The sequence below is a fragment of the Pseudomonas fluorescens Q2-87 genome (genome assembly GCF_000281895.1).
Classification (GTDB): domain Bacteria; phylum Pseudomonadota; class Gammaproteobacteria; order Pseudomonadales; family Pseudomonadaceae; genus Aquipseudomonas; species Aquipseudomonas fluorescens_S.
The window spans coordinates 5,128,371-5,154,985 of record NZ_CM001558.1; the positions used below are offsets into that span (position 1 = coordinate 5,128,371).

General features: G+C 56.9%; 23 protein-coding genes and 1 pseudogene. 15 read left to right on the forward strand and 9 right to left on the reverse strand.

Features of this window, described 5'->3' with window-relative positions:
* The first annotated feature begins 72 nt into the window (after nt 1-72).
* From PFLQ2_RS28195 to PFLQ2_RS05215, 5 genes are all read left to right on the forward strand, one after another.
* Nucleotides 73-363 (forward strand): hypothetical protein, encoded by a 291-nt coding sequence (locus tag PFLQ2_RS28195; RefSeq protein WP_033046280.1) that lies wholly within the window; start codon nt 73-75, stop codon nt 361-363.
* A complete protein-coding gene (locus PFLQ2_RS05230) occupies nt 360-629 on the forward strand; it encodes a DUF3077 domain-containing protein (RefSeq protein ID WP_003185405.1) in 270 nt (89 codons plus the stop codon). The genes PFLQ2_RS28195 and PFLQ2_RS05230 overlap by 4 nt, the downstream gene beginning before the upstream one ends.
* Complete coding sequence (locus tag PFLQ2_RS05225) at nt 626-3,520, forward strand: DUF927 domain-containing protein (RefSeq protein ID WP_003185406.1); 2,895 nt, start codon at nt 626-628, stop codon at nt 3,518-3,520. The genes PFLQ2_RS05230 and PFLQ2_RS05225 overlap by 4 nt, the downstream gene beginning before the upstream one ends.
* A 91-nt stretch (nt 3,521-3,611) precedes the next feature.
* On the forward strand, nt 3,612-4,454 hold the full coding sequence (locus tag PFLQ2_RS05220) for a hypothetical protein (RefSeq protein WP_003185409.1): 843 nt from the start codon (nt 3,612-3,614) through the stop codon (nt 4,452-4,454).
* Between the two features lie 66 nt (nt 4,455-4,520).
* Nucleotides 4,521-4,709, forward strand: a complete 189-nt coding sequence (locus tag PFLQ2_RS05215; protein ID WP_003185411.1) for a hypothetical protein — start codon at nt 4,521-4,523, stop codon at nt 4,707-4,709.
* Nucleotides 4,710-4,907: 198 nt separating this feature from the next.
* Here the strand turns inward: PFLQ2_RS05215 and PFLQ2_RS05210 are convergent, their stop codons facing one another.
* A complete protein-coding gene (locus PFLQ2_RS05210; RefSeq protein ID WP_003185413.1) occupies nt 4,908-8,726 on the reverse strand; it encodes a CHAT domain-containing protein in 3,819 nt (1,272 codons plus the stop codon).
* A gap of 122 nt (nt 8,727-8,848) precedes the next feature.
* On the opposite strand from PFLQ2_RS05210, the gene tnpA reads away from it, so the two are divergent.
* The 5 genes from tnpA (at nt 8,849) to PFLQ2_RS05190 (ending at nt 13,126) form a co-directional block, all read left to right on the forward strand.
* Nucleotides 8,849-9,175, forward strand: coding sequence for an IS66-like element accessory protein TnpA (gene tnpA / locus PFLQ2_RS29100; protein WP_003177792.1), 327 nt, complete (start codon nt 8,849-8,851; stop codon nt 9,173-9,175).
* The gene (tnpB, locus tag PFLQ2_RS30135) at nt 9,172-9,507 is read left to right on the forward strand and encodes an IS66 family insertion sequence element accessory protein TnpB (protein ID WP_003177794.1); all 336 of its coding nucleotides are present in this window, start codon (nt 9,172-9,174) and stop codon (nt 9,505-9,507) included. The genes tnpA and tnpB overlap by 4 nt, the downstream gene beginning before the upstream one ends.
* An 81-nt stretch (nt 9,508-9,588) precedes the next feature.
* Nucleotides 9,589-11,115: an IS66 family transposase gene (tnpC, locus tag PFLQ2_RS05200; RefSeq protein WP_003177796.1), complete on the forward strand. Its 1,527-nt coding sequence runs from the start codon at nt 9,589-9,591 to the stop codon at nt 11,113-11,115.
* A 261-nt stretch (nt 11,116-11,376) separates the two neighbouring features.
* A complete protein-coding gene (locus PFLQ2_RS05195) occupies nt 11,377-12,225 on the forward strand; it encodes a DUF2726 domain-containing protein (RefSeq protein WP_003185415.1) in 849 nt (282 codons plus the stop codon).
* Between the two features lie 289 nt (nt 12,226-12,514).
* Nucleotides 12,515-13,126, forward strand: a complete 612-nt coding sequence (locus tag PFLQ2_RS05190; protein ID WP_003185417.1) for a hypothetical protein — start codon at nt 12,515-12,517, stop codon at nt 13,124-13,126.
* A gap of 305 nt (nt 13,127-13,431) precedes the next feature.
* On the opposite strand, the gene PFLQ2_RS05185 is transcribed toward PFLQ2_RS05190, so the two are convergent.
* On the reverse strand, nt 13,432-14,505 hold the full coding sequence (locus PFLQ2_RS05185; RefSeq protein WP_003185419.1) for a PIN domain-containing protein: 1,074 nt from the start codon (nt 14,503-14,505) through the stop codon (nt 13,432-13,434).
* Between the two features lie 1,262 nt (nt 14,506-15,767).
* Between PFLQ2_RS05185 and PFLQ2_RS05180 the strand changes: the two genes are divergently transcribed.
* Both PFLQ2_RS05180 and ggt read left to right on the forward strand, forming a co-directional pair.
* Nucleotides 15,768-16,583, forward strand: a complete 816-nt coding sequence (locus PFLQ2_RS05180) for a hypothetical protein (RefSeq protein ID WP_003185420.1) — start codon at nt 15,768-15,770, stop codon at nt 16,581-16,583.
* Between the two features lie 327 nt (nt 16,584-16,910).
* Nucleotides 16,911-18,764: a gamma-glutamyltransferase gene (ggt, locus tag PFLQ2_RS05175; RefSeq protein WP_050551585.1), complete on the forward strand. Its 1,854-nt coding sequence runs from the start codon at nt 16,911-16,913 to the stop codon at nt 18,762-18,764.
* On the opposite strand, the gene PFLQ2_RS05170 is transcribed toward ggt, so the two are convergent.
* The 4 genes and pseudogenes from PFLQ2_RS05170 to PFLQ2_RS31085 all read right to left on the reverse strand — a co-directional run.
* A complete protein-coding gene (locus PFLQ2_RS05170; RefSeq protein WP_003185424.1) occupies nt 18,746-18,979 on the reverse strand; it encodes a helix-turn-helix domain-containing protein in 234 nt (77 codons plus the stop codon). The genes ggt and PFLQ2_RS05170 overlap by 19 nt on opposite strands.
* A gap of 7 nt (nt 18,980-18,986) precedes the next feature.
* Nucleotides 18,987-19,541: a DUF2975 domain-containing protein gene (locus PFLQ2_RS05165; RefSeq protein ID WP_003185425.1), complete on the reverse strand. Its 555-nt coding sequence runs from the start codon at nt 19,539-19,541 to the stop codon at nt 18,987-18,989.
* Nucleotides 19,542-19,635: 94 nt separating this feature from the next.
* Nucleotides 19,636-20,067: a methyl-accepting chemotaxis protein gene (locus tag PFLQ2_RS31080; RefSeq protein ID WP_371261232.1), complete on the reverse strand. Its 432-nt coding sequence runs from the start codon at nt 20,065-20,067 to the stop codon at nt 19,636-19,638.
* Between the two features lie 108 nt (nt 20,068-20,175).
* Nucleotides 20,176-21,030: pseudogene (locus PFLQ2_RS31085) on the reverse strand (PAS domain-containing protein); the annotation flags it as partial.
* Between the two features lie 145 nt (nt 21,031-21,175).
* Here PFLQ2_RS31085 and PFLQ2_RS05155 point away from each other — a divergent pair.
* Both PFLQ2_RS05155 and PFLQ2_RS05150 read left to right on the forward strand, forming a co-directional pair.
* The gene (locus PFLQ2_RS05155) at nt 21,176-22,594 is read left to right on the forward strand and encodes a short-chain fatty acid transporter (RefSeq protein ID WP_003185429.1); all 1,419 of its coding nucleotides are present in this window, start codon (nt 21,176-21,178) and stop codon (nt 22,592-22,594) included.
* A gap of 111 nt (nt 22,595-22,705) precedes the next feature.
* Complete coding sequence (locus PFLQ2_RS05150; RefSeq protein ID WP_003185431.1) at nt 22,706-23,866, forward strand: hypothetical protein; 1,161 nt, start codon at nt 22,706-22,708, stop codon at nt 23,864-23,866.
* Nucleotides 23,867-23,991: 125 nt separating this feature from the next.
* Here PFLQ2_RS05150 and can read toward each other — a convergent pair whose 3' ends face one another.
* Complete coding sequence (can, locus tag PFLQ2_RS05145; RefSeq protein ID WP_003185433.1) at nt 23,992-24,636, reverse strand: carbonate dehydratase; 645 nt, start codon at nt 24,634-24,636, stop codon at nt 23,992-23,994.
* Between the two features lie 132 nt (nt 24,637-24,768).
* Between can and PFLQ2_RS05140 the strand changes: the two genes are divergently transcribed.
* Nucleotides 24,769-25,173, forward strand: coding sequence for a hypothetical protein (locus PFLQ2_RS05140; RefSeq protein ID WP_003185434.1), 405 nt, complete (start codon nt 24,769-24,771; stop codon nt 25,171-25,173).
* 199 nt (nt 25,174-25,372) lie between these two features.
* Here the strand turns inward: PFLQ2_RS05140 and rimI are convergent, their stop codons facing one another.
* Together rimI and PFLQ2_RS05130 are read right to left on the reverse strand one after the other, a co-directional pair.
* A complete protein-coding gene (rimI, locus tag PFLQ2_RS05135; RefSeq protein ID WP_003185436.1) occupies nt 25,373-25,825 on the reverse strand; it encodes a ribosomal protein S18-alanine N-acetyltransferase in 453 nt (150 codons plus the stop codon).
* Nucleotides 25,818-26,603, reverse strand: coding sequence for a hypothetical protein (locus tag PFLQ2_RS05130; RefSeq protein WP_003185438.1), 786 nt, complete (start codon nt 26,601-26,603; stop codon nt 25,818-25,820). Before PFLQ2_RS05130 ends, rimI begins: the two co-directional genes overlap by 8 nt.
* Nucleotides 26,604-26,615: the final 12 nt, after the last annotated feature.

A 26,615-nucleotide genomic window follows, 5' to 3' on the forward strand; every position in this document is an offset into this window, starting at 1 on the left:
CGCTACTCGTCTTGCCCGTTACAACGCCCATATGGTCAAAGCTCGCGCTCTCGAAGCCGCAGGCGGTGCCCAATGAATTCCTCCCTCAGCTTCGCCTTGCCCGAAGATCTGCTCTGCGTCAGCAAAGACATCGAGAAGGGTGTTCCGATTGATGCAATCACCTGCGCGATTAATCGCGCAGAGTCCGTGCTGATGTTGCTTGAGGATCATTTCGAAAGCGAAAGCGACAGACCACGCCTAGCCAATCATGTCCTGGCCGCTGTTATTTGGGATGTCCGGGGCACCTTGGGACTGATCAAAACCCTGACCCTGCACGGTGACACCACGTCCGTTCCAATGGATCAGAAAGGCGGTGCCGTATGAGCGCTCAAACCACACTAGGCCGAGCGTCGTTTTTCAATAAAATCTCCGGCCAGGGCGTGTTTCGGGTGAATGCGGGCATTCCTATTGAGGACGCGCTCGAAACGGTTTCGCTCCTCCAGCATTACGCCAATCAACTCTCCCTCGATGCCGCCATGAGCGATAAGGGCGAACGCTACAGCTGGTGCGCGCTCTACCTCGGCGAAATGGCAAAAGCCCTGATCGATGACGTGAACGATGCGATGTTTATGCCGGGGGCCGATACATGACCCAGCGCATGAGCAAACCAACAAAACGCCCCAGCTTTGCCGACGTGAAAAGCGCTGCACTCAAGGACATTGATCGCGTCCTTGCGCACTGGCTGCCCAACGGCAAACGGGTCGATGGCGGCAAGGAATACACCGCCCCTAATCCGACCCGTACGGACAAACGCGCCGGATCACTCAAGGTCAATTTGAGCAAAGGCACCTGGGCGGACTTTGCTACCGGTGACAAGGGCGGCGACCTGATCGACCTGGTGCGCTACCTCGACGGCGGCACAGACGTCGAGGCCTGCAACAAGCTGGCGGATCTGCTGCGGGTATCAGCAGGCGCCGCACAGTCCAAGCCAACACCGAGCCAAAGCAAAGCTCCGGAATGGATTGCCATTCAGCCGATCCCGGTCGAGGCCATGAACAAGTGCCCGGCCAAGCATCGGCAACACGGCTCGCCCACCAAGGTCTGGATCTATCGCGATGCCCAAGGCCAGCCCCTCATGGCGCTTTATCGCTTTGACCTTGGGCCTGACGAAGATGGCAAGCCAAGGAAAGTCTTTGCTCCATTGACCTGGTGCCAACGCGCCGACGGCCAAACCCCTCAATGGCGTTGGCAAGGTCTGCCCGATCCGCGCCCCCTTCTGCGCCTGGACGAACTATCGCAACGGCTCGATGCCCCGGTCGTATTGTGCGAGGGTGAGAAAGCCGCCGACGCCGCTGCCGAGCTGATGCCAAGCTACGTGGCGACCTGCTGGCCGAACGGTTCCAACTCTTGGCATAAGGCAGACCTGACGCCGCTCAAAGGGCGTTCTGTCTTGTTGTGGCCGGACAACGACGCCAGCGGTCAGAGCTGCATGGAGGCCGTCTCGGAAAAGCTGCGTGAAATCGGCGCCGCCTCAGTGCAAGCAATCGCCCTGGACGTCTTCAAACGCAAGCCCACGCTGAAAAATGGCACACCGACCTTTGCCAAAGGTGGTCAATGGGACGATGGCGACGATGCAGCCGACGCACTCGCCAAGGGCTGGACATCGGCCCACCTCGTCGAGCTGGAACGCACTGGCGAGCTGTTTGGCTCGGCGCCCGCCCCCGCTCCGGCCGGAGAAACCGAAACCAAGGTGCAGCCCAAACCCAAGCGGCCAGCCAAATCAAAAAACGACCTGCTGCCCGGTGGTTTTCGCCTGACGCCGGAAGGCGTGTTTTATTCCGGCGACGATGGCGAAGCGCGGCCTGTGTGTTCGCCTCTGGAGATCCTCGCACGCACCCGTGACGACAAGGGCCACAACTGGGGCTTGCTGGTCGAGTTCGACGATCCGGACGGCCAGAAAAAGCGCTGGAACATTCCGGCCCGTACCATGACCGGCGACTTCGGCAAGGATGTACTCGGCCCCCTTGTGGACATGGGTCTACGTCTGGCGGGCAGTCGCTCGGGACGTAACGCACGCAACGACCTGCAGAGCTATTTGCAGGGTTTTGACAGTGCGCAACGGGCTCGTTTGGTCACTCGGCTGGGCTGGCACGGGAATGCCTTCCTATTGCCCGAACGTCAGATCGGATCGCATGACGAGCACCTGCACTTCTATGAAGCCGGGGCACAACTCCCACCGATCAGCGAGTCCGGCACGCTGGAGCAATGGCAGGAGCAAATCGGCGCACTGTGCGTTGGTAACCATCGTCTAGCGTTCGTCGTCAGCGTGGCCTTTGCGGGACCGCTGTTGAATATGCTCGGTCACGAATCGTGCGGGTTTCACCTCTACGGCGACAGCTCCGGTGGCAAGACCACCCACCTGCAAGTGGCCGCCTCGATCTATGGCGGGCCACGTGTAGTGCGTTCCTGGCGCTCGACAGACAACGCCCTGGAATCCATCGCCGCAGCGCATTCGGACGGGCTCCTGGTGCTGGATGAAATCGGCATGTGCGACCCGCGCATCATCGGCGAAACGGTGTACATGCTTGGCAATGGCACCGGTAAGGCTCGCGCCAATGATCGAGGACAAGCGGGCCGACAGGTACAGGAGTGGCGCTTGCTGTTTCTCTCGACGGGCGAGAAGACTTTGGCGCAGCACATGGCCGAAGCCAACAAGGAGCTAAAAGCCGGTATGGAGGTACGCATGCTCGCCGTACCAGCGGATGCCAGCAAAGGCTTGGGGATGTTCGACGTGTTGAGTGGCTTCGATGACGCAGCGGCCCTCTCTGACGCGCTCAAGGCTCGGGTAGCCAAATACTACGGCACGCCACTCACCGCGTTCCTGGCGGCCCTTTGCGAGCCCGGCAAGATGCACGGGTGGTCAACCATCCTGCGCCGTACTCTGGAAGGTTTCGTTGCCAAAGCCCTCCCTGCCTCGGCCAGCGGACAGGCACATCGAGCCGCTGCACGTTTTGGATTGGCCGCCGCAGCTGGAGAGCTGGCGACCGCTCTCGGCATCACCGGTTGGCCCGACGGCACCGCGACCACAGCGGCACGGGTGTGCCTTAGCGCGTGGCTGAATGAGCGTGGCGGCGCCGGAAACCTTGAAGGTGATGCGATCTTGGCCCGCTTGCGCCAGATCATCGAGCGCTTTGGTGAAAGCCGCTTCACGCGCTGGGAGACCGCCGCCGCGAAGATCGATGAGCACGGGCCACGCACCATTGATCGCCTGGGCTTTCGCAAGACGCTGGAGCACGGCATGGGCGACACCATGCACACCACCCACACCTACTACGTGCTGCCCGAGGCGTGGCGATCCGAGATATTCCGGGGCATGAACATCAACGCCGTGAACAAGGAGCTGCTGCACCGAGGTGTGTTGGAACCTGGTAGCGATGGCAAGGCATCGAGCTTGGTCCGGTTGCCCGGCCTAGGGCCGCAACGCTGCTACATCGTGAAGACGATTCCGGGAGCGGATGAGAGCGAGGCTCGGGCTGCCTGACGGCCTCCCTACTGATCGAGGTAGTGCCGGCTCATTCCCGGCCTCGCCAGCCGCTCAACCCAATCCAATCGAATTACACAGAGACGAAACAATGAACGACATCCAAAAACTGAAAGACCGCCGTGAACAACTGACCTCCGAAGTGGAACGCCTGCGAGTCGAACTCTTGCACTATGAGACCGCTCTAGCCGCCCCCGAGTCTATCCAGCGAGGCCGGGAGCGGGACGTGCAGGATCAGTACGCCGACCGGAAAAGAAAATGTGATTCACTGGACTTTGAAATTGATCGGTTGAGTCAAAAAATTCTTCGACGCGAAAACATCGCCAATCACGAAACCCTGATGGCGGGCTACCGCGACGCCATGGCGACGTGGAAAGCCGACGAGCACGAGCTCAACGAAAAGCGGCAGAGTGTCAGCACCCGCCTGAATGAAATCCGTCAGCAAGCCACAGACGAAATGGCGAAGGCACGTCAGGCCGAGACAGAAGCGGCGACTGCCTATGCCCAGGCTGTCGCGTGGGGCGACACCGAGGGCGAGAAGACTGCTAATGCTGACGCTCAAAAAGCCGCTAAAAACCTCGCGACTGTAGCCGAGCACAACCGTCGTCAGCATTTGATCATCAGCGCTCTGGAACAAGAGCTGGCCACCATCGATCAGCACATCGCTGAAGCGCAGCAAGAACACCAAAAAATCGAGAACAAGGCGCTGCACCTCGCCAACGCGGTGCTTGAAGAGAAGTGGAATGAGGCGGCTCAGGCTTTGCTTGATGTGGGCGGACAACTTTGCGCGGCGCGTCGAATGATCGACCGGGATCCCGTTGCGCTGCTCAAGCTCAACGTTCCAGAGCAAGGGGAAAATTTCAGCAGTTGGGACTGGAGTGACCTGTCGGAGCGCTCAGTGCGGTACAAGGTGCAAGACGTGCTGGCTCTGTAACGACCTGCCCCACCTGAAACAGCCTACGCGTGTGGGCTGTTTAAACACCGCCCAAGGATCAGCACTATGAACACTGCCACGCAGAACAGCCCCAGTCGTACCGAAACACTGAAGGCAAGGAAAACCCATCTGAGCGGCCTGCTCAAGCTCATGGGCTCTCGCTGGGGGAAAAACACAGCAATACAAAGCCTCACCGCCAATGCGATCAAAGCGGAACTGAGTCTCATCGATCAGCAATTGAAGCACCGAAGTTAGGGTGCGGTGGAGGACCTAGCCGGCTTCCACTGCCTGCTCTATAGGTAGTTGCTGGAGCCGACAGGTTTAACTGTTCAGTCCCACCTTCGCATTGATTTGAAAGGGCAGCTTTCGGCCAGAAGCTGCCAGTCATCCCAAGCCAGTGCTAGCCAGGCCCCAACCAGGTGGTAACGTCATACCTAGACCTCACCTAATCGTTCACTTAGTAAGCAAAACATCTCCATATGCAGTCATTCCAAGCGAATATTGCGGACGCTCACCTAGCCTATGGGCGACCTCCTCGTTAGCCTTTTTTGTCGCTTGAAGAACTGTCGAGCCTGCTTCCCACTCCCGAAGGAATGGCTCAAGCCAGTTGTAGGTCACTTTTACATCCAGTGGCCAAGGCGAAGCGATAACTACACGGCAGCCTTTGTCCAAAAGCAGCTTGGGCAGACCTACAGTTGTATTTCCCCACGGATGCTTGTCAATTCGGCCTCCGCTGCATACGAAGAGAATCACCACCTCCACCCCTGCAAGCGCAGCGGCGAGTGCTGTAGGTGTCTCGAAGAGGCGATCCTCATCCCGAATACTGTGGATGTACCGCCCCTCTGCGGTCAGTCCGCCATGCGCAGTAATCACCGCAAGCTTTGCATCAGACATGTCAGGCGGTAACTGCCGTCCAATGTCGACGGTGAATCCAAACTCATCGAAGGTGCCGCCAAGTCTTTCCAGCGCCCTGCCCAGTGTACCGTTTGCCTCAGGGCCTTCTTGAGTAGAGATCCAAGCTCTATAGGCTGTTTTGCCACTGCGGTCACTGGCCCTGACCATTGAGAGCCAGGTAAGCGAAGGCATCATTCCTACCGCGGTTGTGGTGCCCAAGAGATATGGGAATTCCCCATCCTTGGGCGTTACTAGTCCGAGATTCATCGTCAATTGCTGTAACAAAGGCTCTGCTATCACTAGGAGCGATTCGGGGGCAGGAAGCCGCACATCTAACCGCTCCATAGTGATAAAGAACTCATCATCTCCGTCCTCGGCATCAACATAGCCATATTGACGAGGATATTCCTCCAGCCACCTCAGCATCCGCAAACGGAAGGAATGGTCATGGCGAGGTTGCTCAATGGACTGAACGAGTCCGTTAGAAACGTGGGTTACGACCAGCTCGTCGGCACTGTCCAGCCCCAGGAAAACCACATCTATTCCCGCGTCGTTAAGCGATTTCGAGTAGTAGACCGGCCAACCGGCTTGAATGGCAGGCGGGGGCTCTGGCAATGCAACAGCGTGATCGGCGAGAATCTCGACGGCTAGCGCTTTATCCTCAGCAGAGGCAGGTTGTCCTACCTGGTCGTTCAATAAACGACGAGCCGCCACACCAACATTCTCAAAATCACCGGCGGCATCCGCTGCATAGAGCGCTCGCTGTACTTGATTGAACATCGCGGTTACGTTCGCTGCAGATGGCGCGTCAGTTGCGACAGTGTCCACCAATTGAGACGCCTGCCGTCCTAACAACGCGAGCCCGCTCTTCAGCAGTTCAAGAGTGCTTTCGTCCACATGTACAGCTGCTGCTTTGGCTTTCTGAACCGCCTGTCCCAACATGACTATTAAGGGAAGTAGCAAGCTTCGGTCATTCATGGCGCGCCCACAACCGCTAGACAATCCACTCACAATCGCTGCGATTTCTTCACTCTGGTTGCTACTGACCTCCATTAGTCGGAGGCTCATTTCAGCTGCGACGATTCGCGGATCGTTCTCCGCATCAAGGCCCAGATCGCTAGCTAGCTTTCTCAGTGTTGGCACAAAATCATGTGCTATTTGGAATAGCCCAAGGTCACGTAGAACGCGGATTGCAGCATAAATCTCTTGCCATAGATCGGCCTTGCTCACCGGAGCATCAGTTGCCAAGGCACATGCGAGTCCGACTAATGCCTCTGTCATATTGCGGCAGCGGTGATAGGTATCTGCGAATCCCAGCCAAGCCAGCCTCTGGCGGAGCGCATTTCCCTGCCCTATCACTAGAATTTGCTCGGCTAGATTTCGAGCTCGTTGAAACTGCCCCGCTACAGCACAATTTCCTGCTACGAGTCGCATGGCACGCAGATCTTCATCTCGCTCACTCATTGCATGCGGACTTATCGCACAAACCAGCATGGCTAAGAGCTCTAAGAATCTTAGATCGACGTCCTCACCCTTCGGTGCACTCATGAGAATCATCCGGACAAGATAGCGGATCGTTTTGTCGGGATGAGGTACCAATTCCGCAGGTAGGACGGTCACCCCGTACTCTGCAGCACCATGGGCTCCCAGCCACTTCAGTCCACTCTCGATAGACGCTTTAATTTCGTTCTCGTCCGGTTCGACGATGCCCCCCTTATCGCGATCTGGCGTATGCGCCTCTTCATCAAATGTGGCAAGCCTCGCACCGTCCTCGGCGATATCCAACATCGTTGTGGCAACCATGGGAATACCGATATCTCCGCAGGAGTCCACAGAGAGCAGCCGTGAAAGTTGAGATCTTATGCTTCCGTCCTCTGGATGGAGGGCCAGGAAACGTATCGCCGCCTGCAGTGGGGCACGATAATAATCTCGGTCGTTCCGACTAACCTGTTCCTTCAGCATCAAGGAACGTACCGACCACAGTACAACCTGAGTGGCTTGGCGACCGTACAGATCAGAAGTTGTAATTTGCCTCGCAATGTCAGCCGCATACCGGGACTGGCCGATGCTCCACGCATGCACGGAACAGCAGATTGCAGCGAGTTCCAACCAGTCCGCGCCCCATTCCCTAGCCTGCTCTATGATCCGCTCGTAGTCTGGATTCTGAGACAAAACGGCGCTCAGTATTCCCAGGTGTTTTTCAGTGAAGCCAGCTGTAGTAAAGGCCAGCCCCTCTTCCTCTGTTTTTGAGGAGCAGTTCCACAGCAATCGGCGATCACGATTCTCTCGTAAGCGATCCGAACCTGGATACATCTGGGCGAGACGTGCGTCGTAACGCTCGATCAGATGGCTATCCTCAATAACCGTCGCTAACTCAAGTCCTTGCTCGATCCAAATGACGCTAGATACGAGCTCAGCATCGTCGGGCAAGAATTTCAGTGCGAGCGAGTCGTCCCCGCTCTTGTGAGCTAACCACGCCAACTGGACAAGGCTCGATGAATCCAAGGCCGAAATATGTGGCAGTAGCTGTGTGATTGCGGCGATTGCATCCTCATGTAATGCCGCCCGAGAAAACAGCTGAGCACGCACGTGGTACCGATTTATCTCAGACAACTGAAGGCTATCGATCTCAGTGATAGCTACCGAAATATCCCCGCCCAGCGCGAGGGCAAGCCACCTATGTGCACGACGACCAACCTCTTCCTTTTCATCATGATCGATTGCTAAGCAAGCGACGTAGCAACCATCAATGGCAACTAGCTGCTCAGTATTGTGCGGCCGAGTGGCAGGGGGCTCTTCAACATGAATTAAGGCATATCCGTCCATGCCCTTCACAGCAGCCACGCACCGCCGACATAGAGAAGCTACATGAGGAACCCAAAGATCCTCTGATGTCAGAACAGCTGAAAGCCCAAACGCGCCTGGGGACTCGATGTCCAGGTCTCGATAAATACTGGCTGAGGCAACCGCCACTAGCCGCCGCGCCCCCTCCCTCAGGACTAACGCTTCAAGATCGGCCGTATCAAGAGTCGGGCAATTCAGGATGCGTACTCCCCGCCTCAAGTACTCGAGTTCCTGCGCACTTGGTTCAGAACCACGCAGAGATTTAGTACCAGCAGCCAGAGCATCAAAGACAGATACGTCATTCAAGCTGGTCGCCGAGGCAGGCGGCAAAATGACAGTGACACCAGAAAACGGTCTTTTGCCGTTTGCATCGGTCAGACCCATCAAGAGAGCGATGACTGTTCTCCCAATTACCTCTGAAAACGAGCCTCCTTGTATGAGGTCTGCGGTCCCGAGTTTAAAGCCTCTGGCGAATAGCTCTCTAGGGTCATATCCCTGGACGTTTGTTGCCTGTGACATGTCCGACTCATCCATAACCTGCTTCCTTGATACGTAACCGTCTGGGCAACACATCTTCCTGATGCCATCGCTTAAGGCGATGGTGTCCACCTAAATTTAAGTGGACACCATTTTTTAGCCTTTTTAAGCGGACGCCCATGCCACAAGAACGTCGTTCCTATTCCAAATCCTTCAAGGCCCAAGTCATTGCCGAATGTGCGCAGCCTGACACCTCGATTGCCAATGTCGCTTTGACCCACAACCTCAACGCCAATCTAGTCCATAAATGGATTCGGGTGCATGCGCAGAAAACTCTGGCGCTGCAAACCGCCTTCATCCCGGTCAAGGCAGCGCCAGCGGTGCATCAAGTCCTTTCTGCCACGATTAGGATCGAAGTGCCTCATTCAAAAGGCGTAGTTGTGGTGAGTTGGCCGACAGAAAATGCAGCGTCGTGTTCCGCTTTCCTACGAGACCTGCTTCGATGATCCGCGTCGACTCCATCTGGCTCGCCACCGAGCCCATGGACATGCGCGCCGGCACTGAAACCGCGCTGGCGCGAGTTGTCGCGGTGTTCGGTGCGGCGAAGCCGCACTGTGCCTATCTGTTCGCCAACCGCCGCGCCAATCGCATGAAAGTGCTGGTGCATGACGGCGTGGGGATTTGGCTTGCCGCCCGGCGTTTGAATCAAGGACGCTTCTTCTGGCCGGGTGTGCGACACGGCTCAGAAGTTGAGTTGGATGCCGAGCAACTTCAGGCCCTGGTGCTCGGTTTACCTTGGCAGCGCGTCGGTGCAGGCGGAATCATCTCGATGCTTTAAGACCTGCCATGGCGCGCTTGCCAGCGCAATTGGCCCATCAGTCTGTCGCAGCCATGTGCCCTCTCTGGCAAAATCGGCGGTATGACTTCGCATCCGAATCTCGATCAATTAAACCCTGAAGAACTGCGAGCCTTGGCGGCGCAGTTGATCCAGCGCGTCGAGACGATGGACAAGCAAATTACTCATCACAAGTCGGTCAACGAGAAGCTGGCCCACGAGATCGCGCTGCTCAAACGCTTCAAGTTTGCCAAGCGCAGCGAGCAGCTAAGTCCGGATCAAGCCAGCTTGCTCGACGACTTGATCGACACCGATATCGCCGCCATCGAAGCTGAGCTTGAAGCACTGCAACCCGTGTCTGTCGAAGCCAAAATGCGCCAGCAGCCCAAGCGCGCTGCGCTGCCACCGCAGTTCCCTCGCACTCTGATCCATCACGAACCGGAAAACAGCCACTGCCAATGCGGCTGCGCCCTCAAGCGTATCGGCGAAGATGCCAGCGAAAAGCTCGACTACACACCGGGCGTTTTCACGGTCGAGCGCCATATCCGTGGAAAATGGGCCTGCGAGCAGTGCGAAACACTGATCCAGGCGCCGGTACCGGCGCACGTCATCGACAAAGGCATCCCGACGGCGGGCCTGCTGGCCCACGTCATGGTGGCCAAGTTTGCCGACCATCTGCCGCTGTATCGGCAGGAGAAAATCTTCGGCCGCGCCGGACTGCCTATTGCTCGCTCGACCTTGGCGCAATGGGTGGGCAACTGCGGCGTGCAATTACAGCCGCTGGTTGATGCGCTGCGCGAAGCCGTGCTGACGCACGGCGTCGTCCACGCCGACGAGACGCCGGTACAAATGCTGATGCCTGGCGCTAAGAAAACTCACCGCGCTTATGTCTGGGCCTATGCCACCAGCCAGTTCTGCGATCTGGCAGCAGTCGTTTATGACTTCAGTCCGAGCCGTGCTGGCGAACATGCCCGAGCCTTCCTTGGCCACTGGAACGGCAAGCTAGTCTGCGACGACTTCGCTGGCTACAAGGCAGGCTTTGAACTGGGCGTCACGGAGATCGGCTGCATGGCCCATGCACGCCGCAAGTTCTTCGACTTGCACGCGACCAACAAAAGCCAGATCGCCGAAAAAGCGCTGCACTACATCGGGGCCTTGTACGAAGTAGAACGAGAAGTCCGCGAGCTGGAACCGGGTGTCCGACAGCGAATACGGCAGGAAAAAGCAGCGCCTATTATCGACGCACTTCATACCTGGATGATCGCCCAGAGGCAGCTTGTGCCTGAGGGATCGGCCATCGCCAAGGCATTGGATTACAGCCTCAAACGCTGGATAGCGCTAACGCGTTATCTCGATGACGGTGCTGTACCCATCGATAATAACTGGTGCGAGAATCAAATTCGGCCGTGGGCTCTTGGTCGCTCGAACTGGCTGTTCGCGGGCTCGTTACGCAGTGGTAAACGTGCCGCAGCGATCATGAGTTTGATCCAGTCGGCGCGGCTCAACGGGCATGATCCGTATGCGTATTTGAAGGATGTTCTTACACGCCTGCCGACGCAGCGGGCGAGTGAGATTACCGAGCTGTTGCCGCACAGGTGGGTGCCCGTTTAATCACGCAAGGTGTGTTGGGCGGACGCTTACCTTGATACGACGATGCAGAGCATTAATACTGATCCCAGTTAATGCAATCAACCACATGACTTCGAGATATTTAATGGCTGCTTTTGGCCGTAAGCGGCCTCTCAGCAACGACCGCTCTCGGCCAAAAGCGGACGTTTCGAGTAGGGGATCAATTTAACCAAACGACCGTCGGCGTTTGTCAGAAGCCCGGCTTCGGCCCTATCCTAGCCGCAAGATCAGGATAAGCAGAGCATGCGCATGGAAGATAGAGAGCAGCTGTACTCACTGCTGGCCCAAAAAGACTGGGAAGCGATTGGTAAAAGCATCTACAAGCACAAGAAGGCTAGGACGCAAGATCCCTTCTTGGCGCAGGTCACTGCGTTCTTTGAGGCTGAGTTCTTTACCTTCGCAGAGCCTTTGCCGGCTGGCGAGCGCGCAAAGCAGTTTGAGTTCACTAACTTGATCATCGAGCTAGGTCAACACGGCTTTAGCCAAAATTTCGTAGATCGATTTGTGGATGAGCGTTTGAAGCTGATGCAGGAAACCAAGCACTCTGCACTCCTCAGCTACGCGCAGTCGTATCAACATCGCCCACTGGCCAAGCAGATCATCCAGTCATTTTTGCAGACAAAGCCAGAAGCGGTTGCCGCCAGTCTGCGTGAGCACATGACTATTCACGCGACAGAAGTGCGGGGCGGCGAGGCCAAAACCATTCGCCTGTTCAAGTCCAAGCAGGAAGAACACTTTTATGAGGCGGTGCGCAAGGTTTTCCCGACTTATCATCCTTACCCAAATGTTGCGTTAAGTTGTGTATTGGATTACCAAGCCATCAAAGATCAGTTGTCGGAGAAGGCCAAATCATATTTCTTCCAAGCCATCATCGACAGTGTGGTGTTTGATGTGGGAAGTGGATATGAGCCTAGATACTTCATTGAGCTAGATAGTAGCTTCCATGATGGGGCTAAAGCCCAGGCCAATGACCAGCTAAAGGACTCTATTTTCAGGGCGGCGAACACTAAACTTATTCGCATCCGCCCCTTGAATGCCAAGGCATCCTCGGTCGAAGAGTTTGTAAAAGTGGTGCGTGAGGTGATGCGCTAGCTTTAAACGCCGGACTAGCCAGCCATTACACAGGTATCCGACGAGAAGCAACGGCAAGGGGCTCTATTGTCATCCGCTCTAGCCGTAAATCGGAGGCGTCCACGAAACCAGAGGCGATCATTCAGCCCGACAAACGGGGTACTGCAGAGCATTTTGGAGGCTTAACGCTGCACTCGTTTCTATGATCGATCTCGACAACTTGGTCCCTTGAGACCCAACATATCACTCCACCGGATCTGCGCAAAAAATCGCGCAGAGCCGCTGAACAGACGTTAGGTAAACAATAAGCATGAAGCCGCCGTCCTATTCGCCACCATACGACAGCCCGCTAGAAAACGACTTCGCGTATCAAGCCGTGAAGCATCTTGACGAGTCCGTTGATTTGCAGGCTCAGTACCACGTCAAAACAATCTGCGGCTTATTTATCGTCGACTTTGTTGCGGTATCCAGGTCCGGTCGTCATGTGGGGTTCGAGTGCGATGGAAAGGAGTTTCACAACACCTCGAGGGATGAATGGCGCGATGCAATGATTCTTGGCTCGGAGGAGTTGGATGCAATTTACAGACTCCGAGGAGCGGACATCGCTTTTCAATTGGACAACATTTTGTTCCTGCTCTCTCGCTGCGAAACAGAGTTGTTTTCGGAGCGAGGCCGTCAAAACTTGATCTCTCTAGCTCATCCCGAAGTCCGGAATTTTGAGTTCAACCCCGAGGAAACAAATTTTCACGTTGCATTTGGCGATGACGATTTCAGTCCCATTAACCGAATTCACCTTGAGCTACGCCACCGTGAAATTTCAGCCGGTCGTCGGCAGTTTTGGCAAACGGCTTACCAGTTCGCTGCCAGCATCGGTGGTGGGTCGCTAGATGCGGTTATTGCGGAATATCGGCGTGACACCTAACAAACGATTGCACTCGGAGGTTCCAGCCGGCGCTTCGCAACAGTCGGGCTGCGGGTGAGCCGGGGCTTTAGTGAGCGCTTTTGGCCGCTTTTTGCCTGCCGTAACAAACCGAGATCGGCCAATAGCGGACACTGCACTAAGTCCGCTTTCGATCAAGAGTGGACGTTCGGCGGTGCCTACGAAATGGGTCGGCGATTCAATTACCTATCGGCCTGATACCGACCGAGCAACGACTGCTTACAGTCAAGTTGGAAGGCCCGGCCACGGTATCAGGGGACTCCGCATGGTTCGCCAATGTGATCAAATCACATCCTAGGATCTTCCCACGGATACTCTTCAACACCAAATTCGATGCCACCACCCAAGCCTTTTACATGCAAAACAAATTCATCATTAATGAATTCACCTTCATCGGCTTCAAAAGACAAATCTAATTCTATAGAAAATTCTTTTTCTTCTTCCTCTTGCCGCTCAATAGAATCAAACGTATAGAGGACGCCATCCTCCTTATCGTAATGACCATTCGCAGTGTCTGGGCCGCTGACATTTACTAGGAACTTCACAGTTACGTCGAATACGACCTTGCAGCTTTCATCATCCAAATGAACTATTTGAGGTTCAAAATCTTCAATTTCAGCCACTTCGAAAGTATCTACTTCAGCGTCTTCCCACGTAGACGAGTTATAGCTTTCGGCGTCTTCTAGCTGAGACTTTATTTGCTCTATGATTTCTTGCTTCTTGAGGTTCAAAAACTGCTCAACGAACTGAGATCTATCGTCGTTGTGTTTATTATATATGTCTAGTAGTCCACTAAGAGTTTCAATGTTTACGAACCTCTCATTACCCTCGCAAAATGCTTTGTGGTCAGGATCCGCCGAAATAACGTAGACCTTTTCTTGCCCTTCCAAAGCAGAGCGTATAGCAAGGAGAGAGAACGCATCACGAAATTCGTTAGGCTTTTGAGTGCTAAATGGACTGACGTGATTAAAGAACATGTCAATAATCTCATTTCCATCTACGCGACTCATGTCAACGACAGTAGCATTCGAAGCTTCAATAAAATCCTCAAATGCTTTTAGCGCTTTTGTCTCTAGATCGCCTTCATTGATTTCCGTAAAAAGGCTTTTTATACTTTCGTCATCATACTCTTTAAGGACGGCGGCTTTTCGTCGGAAATTCTTAATGCCTTTGAGTGCGTCTTTGATGTGATCAACAATCTTTCGTCGCACTTCATTAACTACGATTGTGCTAGTGATGTGGTTCAGTTGATTATCGCTGCACAATTCCTCAAAGGACTTTATTGTACTAGAGTTGAAATCAAGATTTGCTTTGATAAAGAATTCCGTATCTATAAATACCTTGCGCGTGACTAACGGCATCTTCCTGTACTCCTTCAGGTCCATTGCGCTACTTTCGCACCGGCACGAAAAAAAGTCGATAGTGACCGCTCGGCTGAGTAGGAGGTGGCTGAGGAGCCTTCACAACAAGTGGCACACCAAGGGCAGAATGTCACCAGTACCTCTGCGAGCACACCTGCTCTCTGCTGGCAGTAATCCACCAATCTCTTAGAAATGAATGACTGCTATTGGCCCAGAGCGTGTAAAAACTCTTCACCAAAAATGAAGTGTGCGCGTCTGCGCTAAATCTGAAATTTATCGGCACGTCAGCAGATGTGGATTTCGCGTAGAAGCGCGACTTCCAGTCCAGTTTTTGAGTACCTGTCGCGCTCAAAAACGTTTTTACACACCCTCGGCCGGTAGCGGCCTGTCACACCAGCGGGCTAATAGCTAATAGCTGCTGACGCCTAGCAAAGTGCTCATACCTAACTGTCAATCGTTGCTGATGGGCAAACGAGAGTTCGACAAGAGCTTCTTTCCAATTTTATGGGTCTACTTCAGACCTCTGAAGCGTTACACCAGTTGGCTTAGTAACACTCCTAAAAAGTTCATGCTCAAACACAGTGTTACGCCAATAATATCCAATAAATACAGTCAGTTATCGACAACCGTTACACCAGTAACGTTCGTAACACTGTTTTTCAGAAGGATACGTATTCCCCGCTCCCCGGAAGCCTCAATGCCACCAGCGAACGTCAGAAGCAGTTACAAATTTTGCCGGGGGCCCTGAGGTTTCTTTAAGACACGGGGTCGGAAACCCGCGTGATCGTGTTAGCGAAAAAGTGCACAGCTTAGTGAACAGGTGAACTGGTGGTTCACCTGTTCATTTGCCCTATCGCTTGGTGGCTCGCCGGGGACCCTGGGCATTTCGAATGGGTACGAGGCAAAGAACCCGCCGCATCTTGTTAGCGACTGAGTTCTCTACGTCGGTTGACAGGTTGACGTGGTTGACAGCATCCCCAAGGTTGACCGGGTTCAACCGTTCGCTATCAACAACACAATGGCTCACCTTTACCGTTGCGGTAACGATCCCCTTTTTTCGTCAGGATCCTTTCAATTTCAACGTTGAAATTTCAGTAAGCTGCAATCTCTGTCGCTACCAAGATCCCGCGGGTTTCCGACCCCGTGAGAAAAAGAAACTCTCAGGGGCCCTGGCAGATTTCTGTCGGGGTGACGTAGCTCAGCTATCGTTATTAACGATTTGGCTGATTGGCCGTTAACATGACTCACCGGGGAGGAGCAGAGTGCAAGGCAATCTTTTTCGGACGCTACAGCAGGAGGCCCACGTAATTCGTTCATGCCTGACCATAGGCCTTACGGAGCTTAGAAACGCTGACCTAAATGAAAAGGGCCGTTACTATACAGCCTTCTTTCAACTCGCCATAGGAATTGAGCGGCTGGCGAAACTCGCCCTCATCCTTGACCACATGGCACAGAACAACCTGAAAGCTCCAGGCCAAACCGTCGTCAAAGGTTATGGGCACGACCTACTAACTCTGGTTTCAAAGGTCTCAGACGTAGTCACCGCTCGTGGATACATCGTATCCAGTGACTTTCCAACCGATCCCATTTGCCTGCGCGCACTGGCATTTCTATCCGATTTTGCAAAAGGTATGCGGTACGCCAATCTCGATGCCCTAGCCTCTGGCAATCAGCAGCGCGATCCCTTGAATGAGTGGAATAAGATCCTTCAGAACGTTGCTGCTACGAAAGTTGGCGCTGCTGCGAAACGCAAAATAAATACCCTGGCGGCAGTGGCCACTCAGGTCCTTGCGGATAGGGTCGCAGTATTTGCAAGCGACCTTACGGGTAAACCGCTTACTTTGAGTAGCGCATTTTCAGAGCCGTCAATTCTGGATGCCGCCTCAAAATACATGGTGTGGGAAATTCTCACTCTGCTGGCCCCGTTGAGGGACGTTGTCATCGAGGCAGGGGACGCGGCAGACGCAATAGCATCGTCAGTAGACCCCAACGGCAACCGCGTACCAGATCTTAGCGAGTTCTTTGATTTCATTTTGCTAGATCGGACGTACGTCTTGAGAAAAAAGAGATGGCCTTAGGGTGCGACAGAATCTGACTGAGACTGGAGGCACGGTCCTTCTGGATTACTGTTATTCGTACCATTCGGCTACCAAGACAGGCGACCATGTATGCCTGCATGTATGCCCAAAAATACAATCTACAAAAAACCTTTAAAAACATATAATTAATAATCAGGTTCAAATGACTGTGTACCACCAAGTACTAAAAACGGCTTATCGAAAGATAAGCCGTTTTTTTATGCCTCGAGAAAAGTAACTGCCCGCCCGGGCCCTTTGATTCACTGTGCTGATTTGCACCGCTCGCCTCGCATCGCTACAGTCGGCCTCTATACCCCTGGCCCACGGATGGAGCGACACGTGCCTACATATCTGAAACCAAACCTGCATCGCCTGTCAGCCATTTCGCTGCTGGCTGTCGCCCTGGCTCTTGTGGCCTGTAAGGCCCCGCCCGCCTCCACCACCACTGCATTACCAGCCCCACCGGAAAATACCTCCGGCTACCGCACCGACTTGCAGACCCGTCATGCCAGCAAACATATGGCTGCCGCGGCCAATCCGTTGGCGGCCGAGGCCGGGCGGGAGATGTTGCGGCGTGGCGGCTCGGCCATCGACGCGGCAATTGCAATGCAGGCGGTGCTGACCCTGGTGGAGCCACAGTCTTCCGGCATCGGCGGCGGCGCGTTCATCGTCCTATGGGATGGCGAGGCGGTGCGCACTTATGACGGCCGCGAAACCGCACCGGCCGGCGCCACCGAGAGACTTTTCCTGCAAGCCGACGGCAAACCCATGCCATTTACTGCCGCACAGATTGGCGGCCGTTCTGTAGGCACGCCCGGCGTATTGCGTGCATTGGAGCTGGCCCACCGCAAGCACGGTCGCCTGAAATGGGCGACGCTGTTCGAACCGGCCATCGCCTTGGCGGAACAAGGCTTCGCCATCTCGCCCCGCCTGCATTCACTGATCGCGAGCGACCCGTCCCTCCCAGGCGCGCCAGACATGGCCACGTATTTCCTGAACGCTGATGGCAGCCCGAAAGCCGTTGGCACGACGCTGAAAAATCCGGCCTTGGCCGGTGTGCTCAAGCGCATCGGCGCTGAGGGCCCCGATGCGCTATACAAAGGGCCCGTGGCCGAGGAAATCGTCGCCAAGGTGCAGGGCCACACCAATGCCGGCAGCCTTTCATTGAACGACCTCAAGGGTTATGCCGCTCGGGAGCGTGCACCGTTGTGCACCGATTACAAGCGCTGGCAAGTCTGTGGCATGGCACCTCCCTCTTCGGGCGGGATCGCCGTGGCGCAGATCCTCGGCACCTTGCAGGCCTTGGAACAGCGCGACAGCCGCCTGGCCCTCGCCCCGTTGCTACCGCGCAAGACCGATAAGCCGGCGGGCATCGAACCTGCGCCTGAAGCGGCGCACCTGATCGCCGAAGCAGAACGCCTAGCTTACGCCGACCGCGCCCAATACGTCGCGGACTCGGACTTTGTCCCTGTGCCGGTCAAGGGCTTGGTCGATTCTGGTTATCTGGCCAGCCGCGCCAGCCTGATCGGCCCGCGCAGCATGGGCGTTGCCAAGCCCGGAACGCCACCTGGTATCCAGGTCGCCTACGCGCCGGACCGATCACCGCTGCGCATTTCCACCTCGCAAGTGGTGGCGGTGGATGACCAGGGTGGCGCCGTGTCCATGACCACCACAGTGGAGTCGGCATTTGGCTCGCACCTGATGGTCCAGGGATTCATGCTCAACAATCAGATGACCGATTTCTCGTTCATCCCCGAAGAGAACGGGCAGAAAGTCGCCAACCGCGTCGAACCCGGTAAACGCCCCCGTTCGTCCATGGCCCCGACGCTGATCTTCGATCGCAAGACAGGCGAGTTGCTGGCCGCTGTCGGCTCACCAGGGGGCTCACAAATCATCGAGTACGTCGCCAAGTCAGTGATCGGCCTACTCGATTGGAACCTCGACCCGCAAACCGCCATCAACCTTCCAAACTTCGGCAGCCGCAACGGCCCCACCGAACTGGAACAGGGGCAATTCAGCCCGGCGCTGATCCAGGCGTTGAAGGAAAAAGGTCATGCGGTGAGCGAGATCGATATGAACAGCGGCACCCAGGCCATCGTCCGGGTGCGTGATGCGCAAGGGAAAGCGTCACTGGCTGGTGGCGCGGACCCGCGGCGCGAAGGTCAGGCGCTAGGTGATTGATCGAGTTCACTCTGCGGTTGGTAGACCAGCAGATCGGCGGGCTGGCATTGAAAGTAGTTGCAAATGGCTTCGAGGGTCGCCAAGCGTATGCCCTTGACCTTTCCTTGCTTGAGCAGGGAAAGGTTGGCTTCGGTAATGCCTATGGCGGCGGCGAGGTCCTTGGATTTGACCTTGCGCGTCGCCAGCATCACGTCGAGTTGAATCAGGATAGGCATGGGTGTCTCAAATGAAAGTTCGGTTTTCTGAATCGACTTCACTGGCCTGGGTCAGGATCCGGGCAATGATCGCGATACAGGCGGCAAGAAACAATGCGACAAAGGACGGGGCGGTGATGCTCAGCGTCAGCAATCGCTGGCCGATTGGTGCGTTGATGGTCATCAATAGGCTGAGAAACGGCTCACATAGGAAATCCAGCAATACCCACAACGCGACCGCACGGCCGACCTTACCTAAATAAGCCGCCGCTTCGCTGGAAAAATATTGGCCCTGGGCATACCGCTTGAACAGCTGCCGCAAGTTGGCCAACCCGGCCGCTAGCGCCAGCAAAGGGATGCTCGACAGCAGGATGCCGCCGAGAGACTGCCAGCCAGTCAAGTTCATCGCCTCTCCAGACAAACTCGACAGTTGCCGGTCGGTCAGGGCGAACCCCAAACCGTATGCTGCCGTAACGTCAGGAAAGAACCAGGCGGCGGCATTGACCGTCATCATCGTAACAATGAAAACAAGCGTGATGGCAGCCATGCGCTGGCTGTACAAGGCGAGGCGATTCGTACGCATGTGGGGCTCCAGCAGAATGAAAGGAGCCCGAAACATAGCCATTAAATTATCTTAGGACAATAATTAATGTGTAAAAAACAATAATAGAAGACGCTTAGCTCGACAGCTGATTGGCAAACTGACTCACCGCATCGACCACTTTCTTCGCCCCGTCCTGAATCTCGACGATGACTGTACCCGCCTCGGCAGCCAGGGCCAGGCCTTGTTCGGCCTGGTGTTGGCCGTCGGTCATCAGGGCGACGGCGTTGCGGGCCATGTCCTGGTTCTGGCGAACCACGCCGACAATTTCGTCGGTCGCCTGGCTGGTGCGCGATGCCAGTTGCCGCACTTCGTCGGCCACCACGGCAAAGCCACGGCCCTGTTCGCCGGCGCGAGCGGCTTCGATCGCGGCGTTGAGCGCCAGCAGGTTGGTTTGTTCGGCGATGCCGCTGATGGTCTTGACGATGGTGCCGATTACCAGGGATTGCTCATTCAACGCCTCGATGCCTTGGCCGGCGGTCTGCATGTGCCGGGCGAGATCACGCATCACATCCACCGCCTGGGTCACCACCGTGGTGCCGCGCTGTGCGCTGTTATCGGTTTGCAGGGAGGTGCTGTAGGCAATGTTGGCTGCTTGTGCAACAGCCTTTTCCTGGTTGACCTGATCGGTGATGTTAGTGGCGAACTTGACCACCTTATAGAGCCGATCATTGGCATCAACCACAGGGTTGTAGGACGCCTCCAGCCAAACCTCACGGCCATTGCTATCCAGGCGCTTGAAGCGACCCGCGACGAATTCGCCACTGTTGAGGCGTTTCCAGAATTGCTGGTAGGCCGGGCTGTTGTACTCGTCAGCCTCACAGAATGTGCGGTGGTGCTTGCCCTTGATCTGCGCCAGGCTATAACCCATGGCCTGGAGGAAGCGGTCATTGGCCGTCAGCACGTGACCGCTCAAGTCGAACTCGATCACTGCCGTTGAACGCACCAACGCGCCGATGAGGTTTTCATGCTCGCGAGAGGCCTCGATGGTGCGGGTCAGGTCATTGGAGTACATCGAAAAGTAGCGGATCCGCCCGTCAGCGTTCCGTACCGGCTGAAGGACTGAGCGTAGCCAGGCTTCCTGGCCATTGCCTCGCAACAGCCGCACGGCACCGGAAAAATGCTCGCCACGGCTGATCGCCGACTTGAAACGAATCTGGAATTCGTTGGTTTTCAAGTAGCCAGGAACAAACTCTTCCAAGGTCCGACCGATCAGGTCCTGGCTCTTGTAGTGCATAGTGTCCAGGAAATTCTGGTTGACCGTTTGTATCCGCCCCTCGGCATCCAGCGTAACGGCCAGCATCTCGCGGTCCAGGCTTTCTTTTACTTGCATGAGGCTGGACAGTTCTTGGCGAAGAGCCGACAGCTCCTGCTTCAAGCGGTTGTTGAACATGGGGCATGCTCCGAAGGCAGGAGAGAAATGTGGCGTGTCTCTTAGCCATCGGCCCGGCGATTTTTTTCTAAAGAGCATGGCGGGCCGAACCTGAAAAATAATCGGCGGCACCCTCGAACCCTGATCAACCTGCCATGGTCAGTGGTTTGACCTATTGTTGGCACTGGGCCGCCGAAGCCATGCCGCCACGAATACCCATAACCATAAAAACGAGGTAATTGCCGTGACCACCGACATAGAAGACAGCCGTTCCGCTCGCTTCGCCTTGCGCTGCTCCAGTTTCGCCGAGCGCTGGTTCCCCGATTCCTGGGTTTTCGCCGCACTGGCGGTGCTGGTCGTCGCGCTGGCGACGCAATTGATCGGCGCCACGCCCACGGCCGCCGCCATGGCATTCGGCGACGGTTTCTGGAGCCTGATCCCGTTCACCATGCAAATGGCCTTCGTGGTGATCGGCGGATACGTGGTCGCCAGCTCGCCACCGGCCGTCAGGTTGATCGATCGTCTGGCACGCATTCCCAAGAACGGCCGCTCCGCGGTGGCCTGGGTGGCGTTGATTTCCATGGTCGCATCACTGCTCAATTGGGGCCTGTCGCTGGTGTTCGGCGGCTTGCTGGTACGCGCCCTCGCCCGGCGTACCGATCTGAAGATGGACTATCGCGCCGCCGGTGCCGCCGCCTATCTGGGCCTCGGCGCGGTGTGGGCCCTGGGGCTGTCCTCGTCAGCGGCGCAATTGCAGGCCAACCCGGCGAGCCTGCCGCCTTCGATCCTGTCGATCACCGGCGTCATTCCTTTCACCCAGACCATTTTCCTCTGGCAGTCCGGGGTGATGTTACTGGCGCTGATCGTGATCTCGTTGATTGTCGCCTATGCCACCGCCCCTGGGCCGAACAGCGCCCGCGATGCCGCCGCCTGCGGCATCGACCCGAGCTTCAGCATGCCGGCGTTGCAGCCACGCACCCGTCCAGGGGAATGGCTGGAGCACAGCCCGCTGCTGACCATTGCCCTGGTGCTGTTGGCAGCCGGCTGGCTGTTCCATGAGTTTTCGACGAAACCCGCGATCAGCGCCATCTCCGGGCTCAACACGTACAATTTCCTGTTCCTGATGCTCGGTGCATTGTTGCACTGGCGCCCGCGTAGTTTCCTCGACGCCGTCTCCCGGGCGGTGCCGACCACCACCGGCGTCCTGATCCAGTTTCCGCTGTACGGCTCGATCGCCGCCCTGCTGACCACCGTGAAGGGCAGCGACGCCCAGACACTGGCCCACCACATCTCGACCTTTTTCGTACAGATCGCCTCCCACGACACCTACGCGTTGTTGATGGGCGTCTATTCGGCGGTACTGGGCTTCTTCATTCCCTCGGGCGGTGGCAAATGGATTATCGAGGCGCCCTATGTCATGCAGGTGGCCAATGACCTGAACTATCACCTGGGCTGGGCCGTGCAGATCTACAACGCCGCCGAAGCGCTGCCGAACCTCATCAACCCGTTCTACATGCTCCCGTTGCTGGGTGTGCTGGGGCTGAAGGCCAGGGATCTGATCGGGTTTTCCTTCGTACAGTTGCTGGTCCACACGCCGCTGGTGCTGTTGCTGCTGTGGGCGCTGGGGACGACATTGAGTTATTTGCCGCCAGTGATGCCATAAAGCCATAAACAGGGCCGATATTTTCATCGGCCCACTTCTTCTTCGCCTCGGTCTGTTTCAGTATGGAGACACCCTGTTTCGAGGGGTCCACACGCTGAAAAGGATCTGAGCATGTCCAGACTTGCCGTATTTTCACTTGCCGCCCTAGCCTTCAGTGCCGCCGCCAACGCCGCCGACATCGACGTGCAACTTGGCAGCACTGAACGCGTCACCCGCCTCTTCGCCTTCCCCAACAACTGCAACGTCATTTGCTTTCGCAACTGGACCCTGGAACAGACTGTCGAGCATTACCTGACCCAAAGCGTCCAGCGCGACGGCTACAGCGCGGCCAAGGTCAGCGTCAAAAACAAAAAAGGCGTTATTCATGCCCACTTCAGCGGCGTGCCCAAGAGCTACGGCCAACCGCTGACCGCGCTGCTCAATGCTGGGGATTTGGCGTACAACGGGGCCAGCAAGCTCAACAGCGACAAGAAATGGTCCTATAACTGGTATTTGTTCCTGCCGCTGGGCATGGCGCTGGAAAACCGCAAGAGCGTCGAACTGCTGCACTTCCCGCCGGATTACTCCCTGACCCAGGCTCAGGATTATCTGGAATCGGCTACCACTGACCGCTGGGCCACGCTGCTGACCATCAACGGCATTGCCGCTGACCAGACGCCGGCCTACCAGACCATCATCGACATCGCACCTATCGCGGCGCCGTCCAATGCTGGCCAGACGCTGGAGGGGCTCTACGGCTACTTCAACGATTACCAGACCACCATGGTCAAGCAAGTCACCCAGGGCACCAGCGGGACCGCGCTACCGATGGTGGCCTTCGGCGCCCCAGTGCGCAATTGGATCAAGACCCAGTACGGCCAGACCGTGGGCGTGCTCGGCCTGGCGACCATCACGCCGACACCAGGGGTCAAGGTGCCGGTGCTGGGCTCCAACCACCCGAGCTATATCTGGTACGCCGCGGACAAGGAAAACTACGACGGTGACGAAGCCAAGGCGGATGCCGCAGGCCTGAAAGTCATGGGCCAGGACCTCAGCGCTGCGTGCTGGCAAGCGGGCATGGGCAGCAAGCCCGGCACCGATCCGACCACGTTGTTGAACCAGTGCACGCAGACCTGGCAGGTCACGCAGAAGGAGAAAACCTGCGAGCTGTTCTACACCTCGGTTCGCAAGCTGACGCCAGAGGAAGCGACCAAGACATGCGAGACACCCGCGATCAAGTCGCAGCTGCCGCAATTGAAAGTGCCGATGCCGTTACCGGCTGAAGCGGTGTAAACCGACGGGTGCCTCACCGCGCCAGCCGGTGCTGATGCGAGGAGGCACCCATCGATTCGCGGTTTCATTTCAGATGGGAAAAGCCGTCGCCCTGGATAAATGTCATCGCGCCTGGCTACTTGGACTCAGGGCGCGCCGACCGGACGCAGCCGATACTGCGGCGGCAGCTGTTCAAAACCGCTGATCGTGGTGTCCAGGCTTTTCCAGCGTCCGTCCTTGATGCCGTAGATGCAGCCATGGATCGACAGTTTCTGGCCGCGATGCCAGGCATTCTGGACGATGCTGGTATGGCCGACGTTCGCCACCTGCTGGATCACGTTGAGTTCGCACAAGCGATCCACACGTTCCTCTTCGGTCGGCAACTGGCCCAATGCCTCGCGATGCTCGTAGTACAGGTCGCGAATGGAGCGCAACCAGCCGTCGATCAGGCCCAGTTGGCGGTCTTGCATCGAGGCGCGCACACCGCCACAGCCGTAGTGACCGGTGACCAGGATGTGTTTGACCTTGAGCACATCCACGGCGTACTGGATCACCGAGAGGCAGTTGAGGTCGGTGTGCAGCACCACGTTGGCTACGTTGCGGTGCACAAACAGATCGCCCGGCAGCATACCGACGATCTCGTTGGCCGGCACCCGCGCATCGGAACAACCGATCCACAAGTATTCCGGGGTTTGCTGACGAGCCAGCTTGGCGAAGAAGTCAGGATCCTCCTGCTTGATCGCATCGGCCCAGCGCGCGTTGTTATCAATCAGATCTTGTAATTCGTTCATGCTGTCCAGCCTCGATAGAGAGTGCGCAACTGTGACAGACGACCCTCCGTCCAGGTCACGTCGACAATGCATTGGAATTCCTGGCTGCCCTGCCGGTCGACAACAGTAAGGCCCACAGTATGAGGAATTGCCATGAATGATTCACGACGTCCTTTCGATGCGGCGCAACCGGAACCCATCGACGACAACGAAGACCGCATGGGCTCGATGCACGAACTGGAATTCGACGAGGACCAGCCCAGCGCGAAAATCGGCGACGAATTGCCGGAAGACGAACGGGAAAAACTGATGCCGGGTGAACGGGTCCGCGAAGCAGGCATGACCGGCGCGTCCACGGATGATCATCAGCCGACCGACGACGACCTGAGCCCCGAAACCCTGATCCGCGACGACGGCGCCCGCGACGCCCACGAAGCCGGCGAGGACGAACAGGCCGACTGGGACCTGAGCGTGGTAGGTGAAAATGATATCGGCGGCGGCGACGGGCTGGATGAGGCGGAAATGGCGGACATCGATCCGCTGGATGGCAAGCGTTGATCGGAGCAGCTCAGGCACTGCTTAGCGGCTGAACGCGAAGGTCACGTACGCCACAGATCCCCTGTGGGAGCGAGCTTGCTCGCGAAGGCGGCGGTACGTTCAACATCGATGCAAGCTGAACCAACGCTTTCGCGAGCAAGCTCGCTCCCACATTGGATCTGCTGTGGATAGGAAGTTGTGTTGCGGGCTCGCAGCCGCCTCAATCAACGAGGGTGCAGGCCATGACCACCGCGTCCTCACGCCCACCGACCGCCGGGTAATAATCCCGGCGCCGGCCGATCTCGTTGAAGCCATAGCGCTCGTACAGCCGGAACGCCGTGCGATTGCTGTCGCGCACTTCCAGGAAGCACTCCCGGGCCTCAGCCTTATAGGCGATGCACATGAGGTGCTCCAGCAGGCACAAGCCCAGGCCACGGCCTTGGTTTTCCGGCTTGACGGTGATGTTGAGCAGGTGGGCTTCATCCAGGATGATCTGCACCACACCGTGGCCCACTTGCTGCTGGCCTTCGAACATCAGCCAGATCTGATACTTGCCCAACCCATCGAGAAATATGCCTCGCGTCCACGGATGGCTGTAGGCCGCGTATTCGATTTTCAGCACAGCGTCGAGGTCCGCCTCGGTCATCGGGCGGAACGATACAGCGTCACTCATTCGATTCTTTCCAGCGCGCCATCAGCCGGCGCATGGCTTGCCAGACATCAGCCTTGCGCTGTGGCGTTTCCATTAACAGTTCCAGCCCGGGCAACGCCCAGGCCGAGCCCAGGCCTTCGACCTGCAATTCGCGATTGAACGCTTCGGCATCCGCCTCGCCGGCAAACTTCACCGCCGGCAGGCCGATCAGCCAGAGGCATACACACGGCTCATCTTCGAGCCGCGCCGAGACAAAACCCTGGACGAAATCCCGTGCTGCTTCCGGTCCCTGGTCCATGGTCCCGCGGGACAACAGCGGCCAGCGCACCGGTTCGCCAATGATCTGTGGCGCATCGGGCAAGCCGGCGGCGCGGAGCATGTCCTTGAGCAGCAGGTATGCCGGATCGCGGCTCTGGAAGGGTTCGCCCGTGGGCAGCTCGACGAGTAACAGGCAACGCCCCGCCCGCAGCAACTGAAGGGCGAAGCGCGGCGGTGCGACGTAGGGTGCCTTGGCTGGGGCCGGGGTGTCATCGACCGCCTCAACCGGCTTGGCGTTGGTGCGGGTCGAGGCCAGGCTCGGACGCGGCACCTCGATTTTCGGCCGTTCGACGGCAGGTGCCACTGGCTCGGCAACCGTCTTGGCCTCAGGCGCGATCACGACCGGCGCGATGTACTCGGGCTCGGGCGCTTCCAGCAGCTCGGGCCGCGACGGGGCGGCGAACGGCAATTCGGTGCGCGGCAGCCAATTGACCACCTGCATGGCGGTCAGATAGGCGCGGCGACGGGACTCGATAAGCAAGGGTCGGCCACT

Bases quoted from the DNA above. Each gene is read 5' to 3' on its own strand.
- PFLQ2_RS05185 (WP_003185419.1), bottom strand. From the start codon at position 14,505: ATGCCGTTAGTCACGCGCAAGGTATTTATAGATACGGAATTCTTTATC.
- ggt (WP_050551585.1), top strand. From the start codon at position 16,911: ATGGAGCGACACGTGCCTACATATCTGAAACCAAACCTGCATCGCCTG.
- PFLQ2_RS05195 (WP_003185415.1), top strand. From the start codon at position 11,377: ATGCGCATGGAAGATAGAGAGCAGCTGTACTCACTGCTGGCCCAAAAA.
- PFLQ2_RS05210 (WP_003185413.1), bottom strand. From the start codon at position 8,726: ATGGATGAGTCGGACATGTCACAGGCAACAAACGTCCAGGGATATGAC.
- tnpC (WP_003177796.1), top strand. From the start codon at position 9,589: ATGACTTCGCATCCGAATCTCGATCAATTAAACCCTGAAGAACTGCGA.
- PFLQ2_RS05170 (WP_003185424.1), bottom strand. From the start codon at position 18,979: ATGCCTATCCTGATTCAACTCGACGTGATGCTGGCGACGCGCAAGGTC.
- rimI (WP_003185436.1), bottom strand. From the start codon at position 25,825: ATGAGTGACGCTGTATCGTTCCGCCCGATGACCGAGGCGGACCTCGAC.
- PFLQ2_RS05230 (WP_003185405.1), top strand. From the start codon at position 360: ATGAGCGCTCAAACCACACTAGGCCGAGCGTCGTTTTTCAATAAAATC.
- PFLQ2_RS31080 (WP_371261232.1), bottom strand. From the start codon at position 20,067: ATGCGTGATCTCGCCCGGCACATGCAGACCGCCGGCCAAGGCATCGAG.
- can (WP_003185433.1), bottom strand. From the start codon at position 24,636: ATGAACGAATTACAAGATCTGATTGATAACAACGCGCGCTGGGCCGAT.
- tnpA (WP_003177792.1), top strand. From the start codon at position 8,849: ATGCCACAAGAACGTCGTTCCTATTCCAAATCCTTCAAGGCCCAAGTC.
- PFLQ2_RS05225 (WP_003185406.1), top strand. From the start codon at position 626: ATGACCCAGCGCATGAGCAAACCAACAAAACGCCCCAGCTTTGCCGAC.
- PFLQ2_RS05220 (WP_003185409.1), top strand. From the start codon at position 3,612: ATGAACGACATCCAAAAACTGAAAGACCGCCGTGAACAACTGACCTCC.
- PFLQ2_RS05165 (WP_003185425.1), bottom strand. From the start codon at position 19,541: ATGCGTACGAATCGCCTCGCCTTGTACAGCCAGCGCATGGCTGCCATC.
- PFLQ2_RS05190 (WP_003185417.1), top strand. From the start codon at position 12,515: ATGAAGCCGCCGTCCTATTCGCCACCATACGACAGCCCGCTAGAAAAC.
- PFLQ2_RS05150 (WP_003185431.1), top strand. From the start codon at position 22,706: ATGTCCAGACTTGCCGTATTTTCACTTGCCGCCCTAGCCTTCAGTGCC.
- PFLQ2_RS05215 (WP_003185411.1), top strand. From the start codon at position 4,521: ATGAACACTGCCACGCAGAACAGCCCCAGTCGTACCGAAACACTGAAG.
- tnpB (WP_003177794.1), top strand. From the start codon at position 9,172: ATGATCCGCGTCGACTCCATCTGGCTCGCCACCGAGCCCATGGACATG.
- PFLQ2_RS28195 (WP_033046280.1), top strand. From the start codon at position 73: ATGAATTCCTCCCTCAGCTTCGCCTTGCCCGAAGATCTGCTCTGCGTC.
- PFLQ2_RS05140 (WP_003185434.1), top strand. From the start codon at position 24,769: ATGAATGATTCACGACGTCCTTTCGATGCGGCGCAACCGGAACCCATC.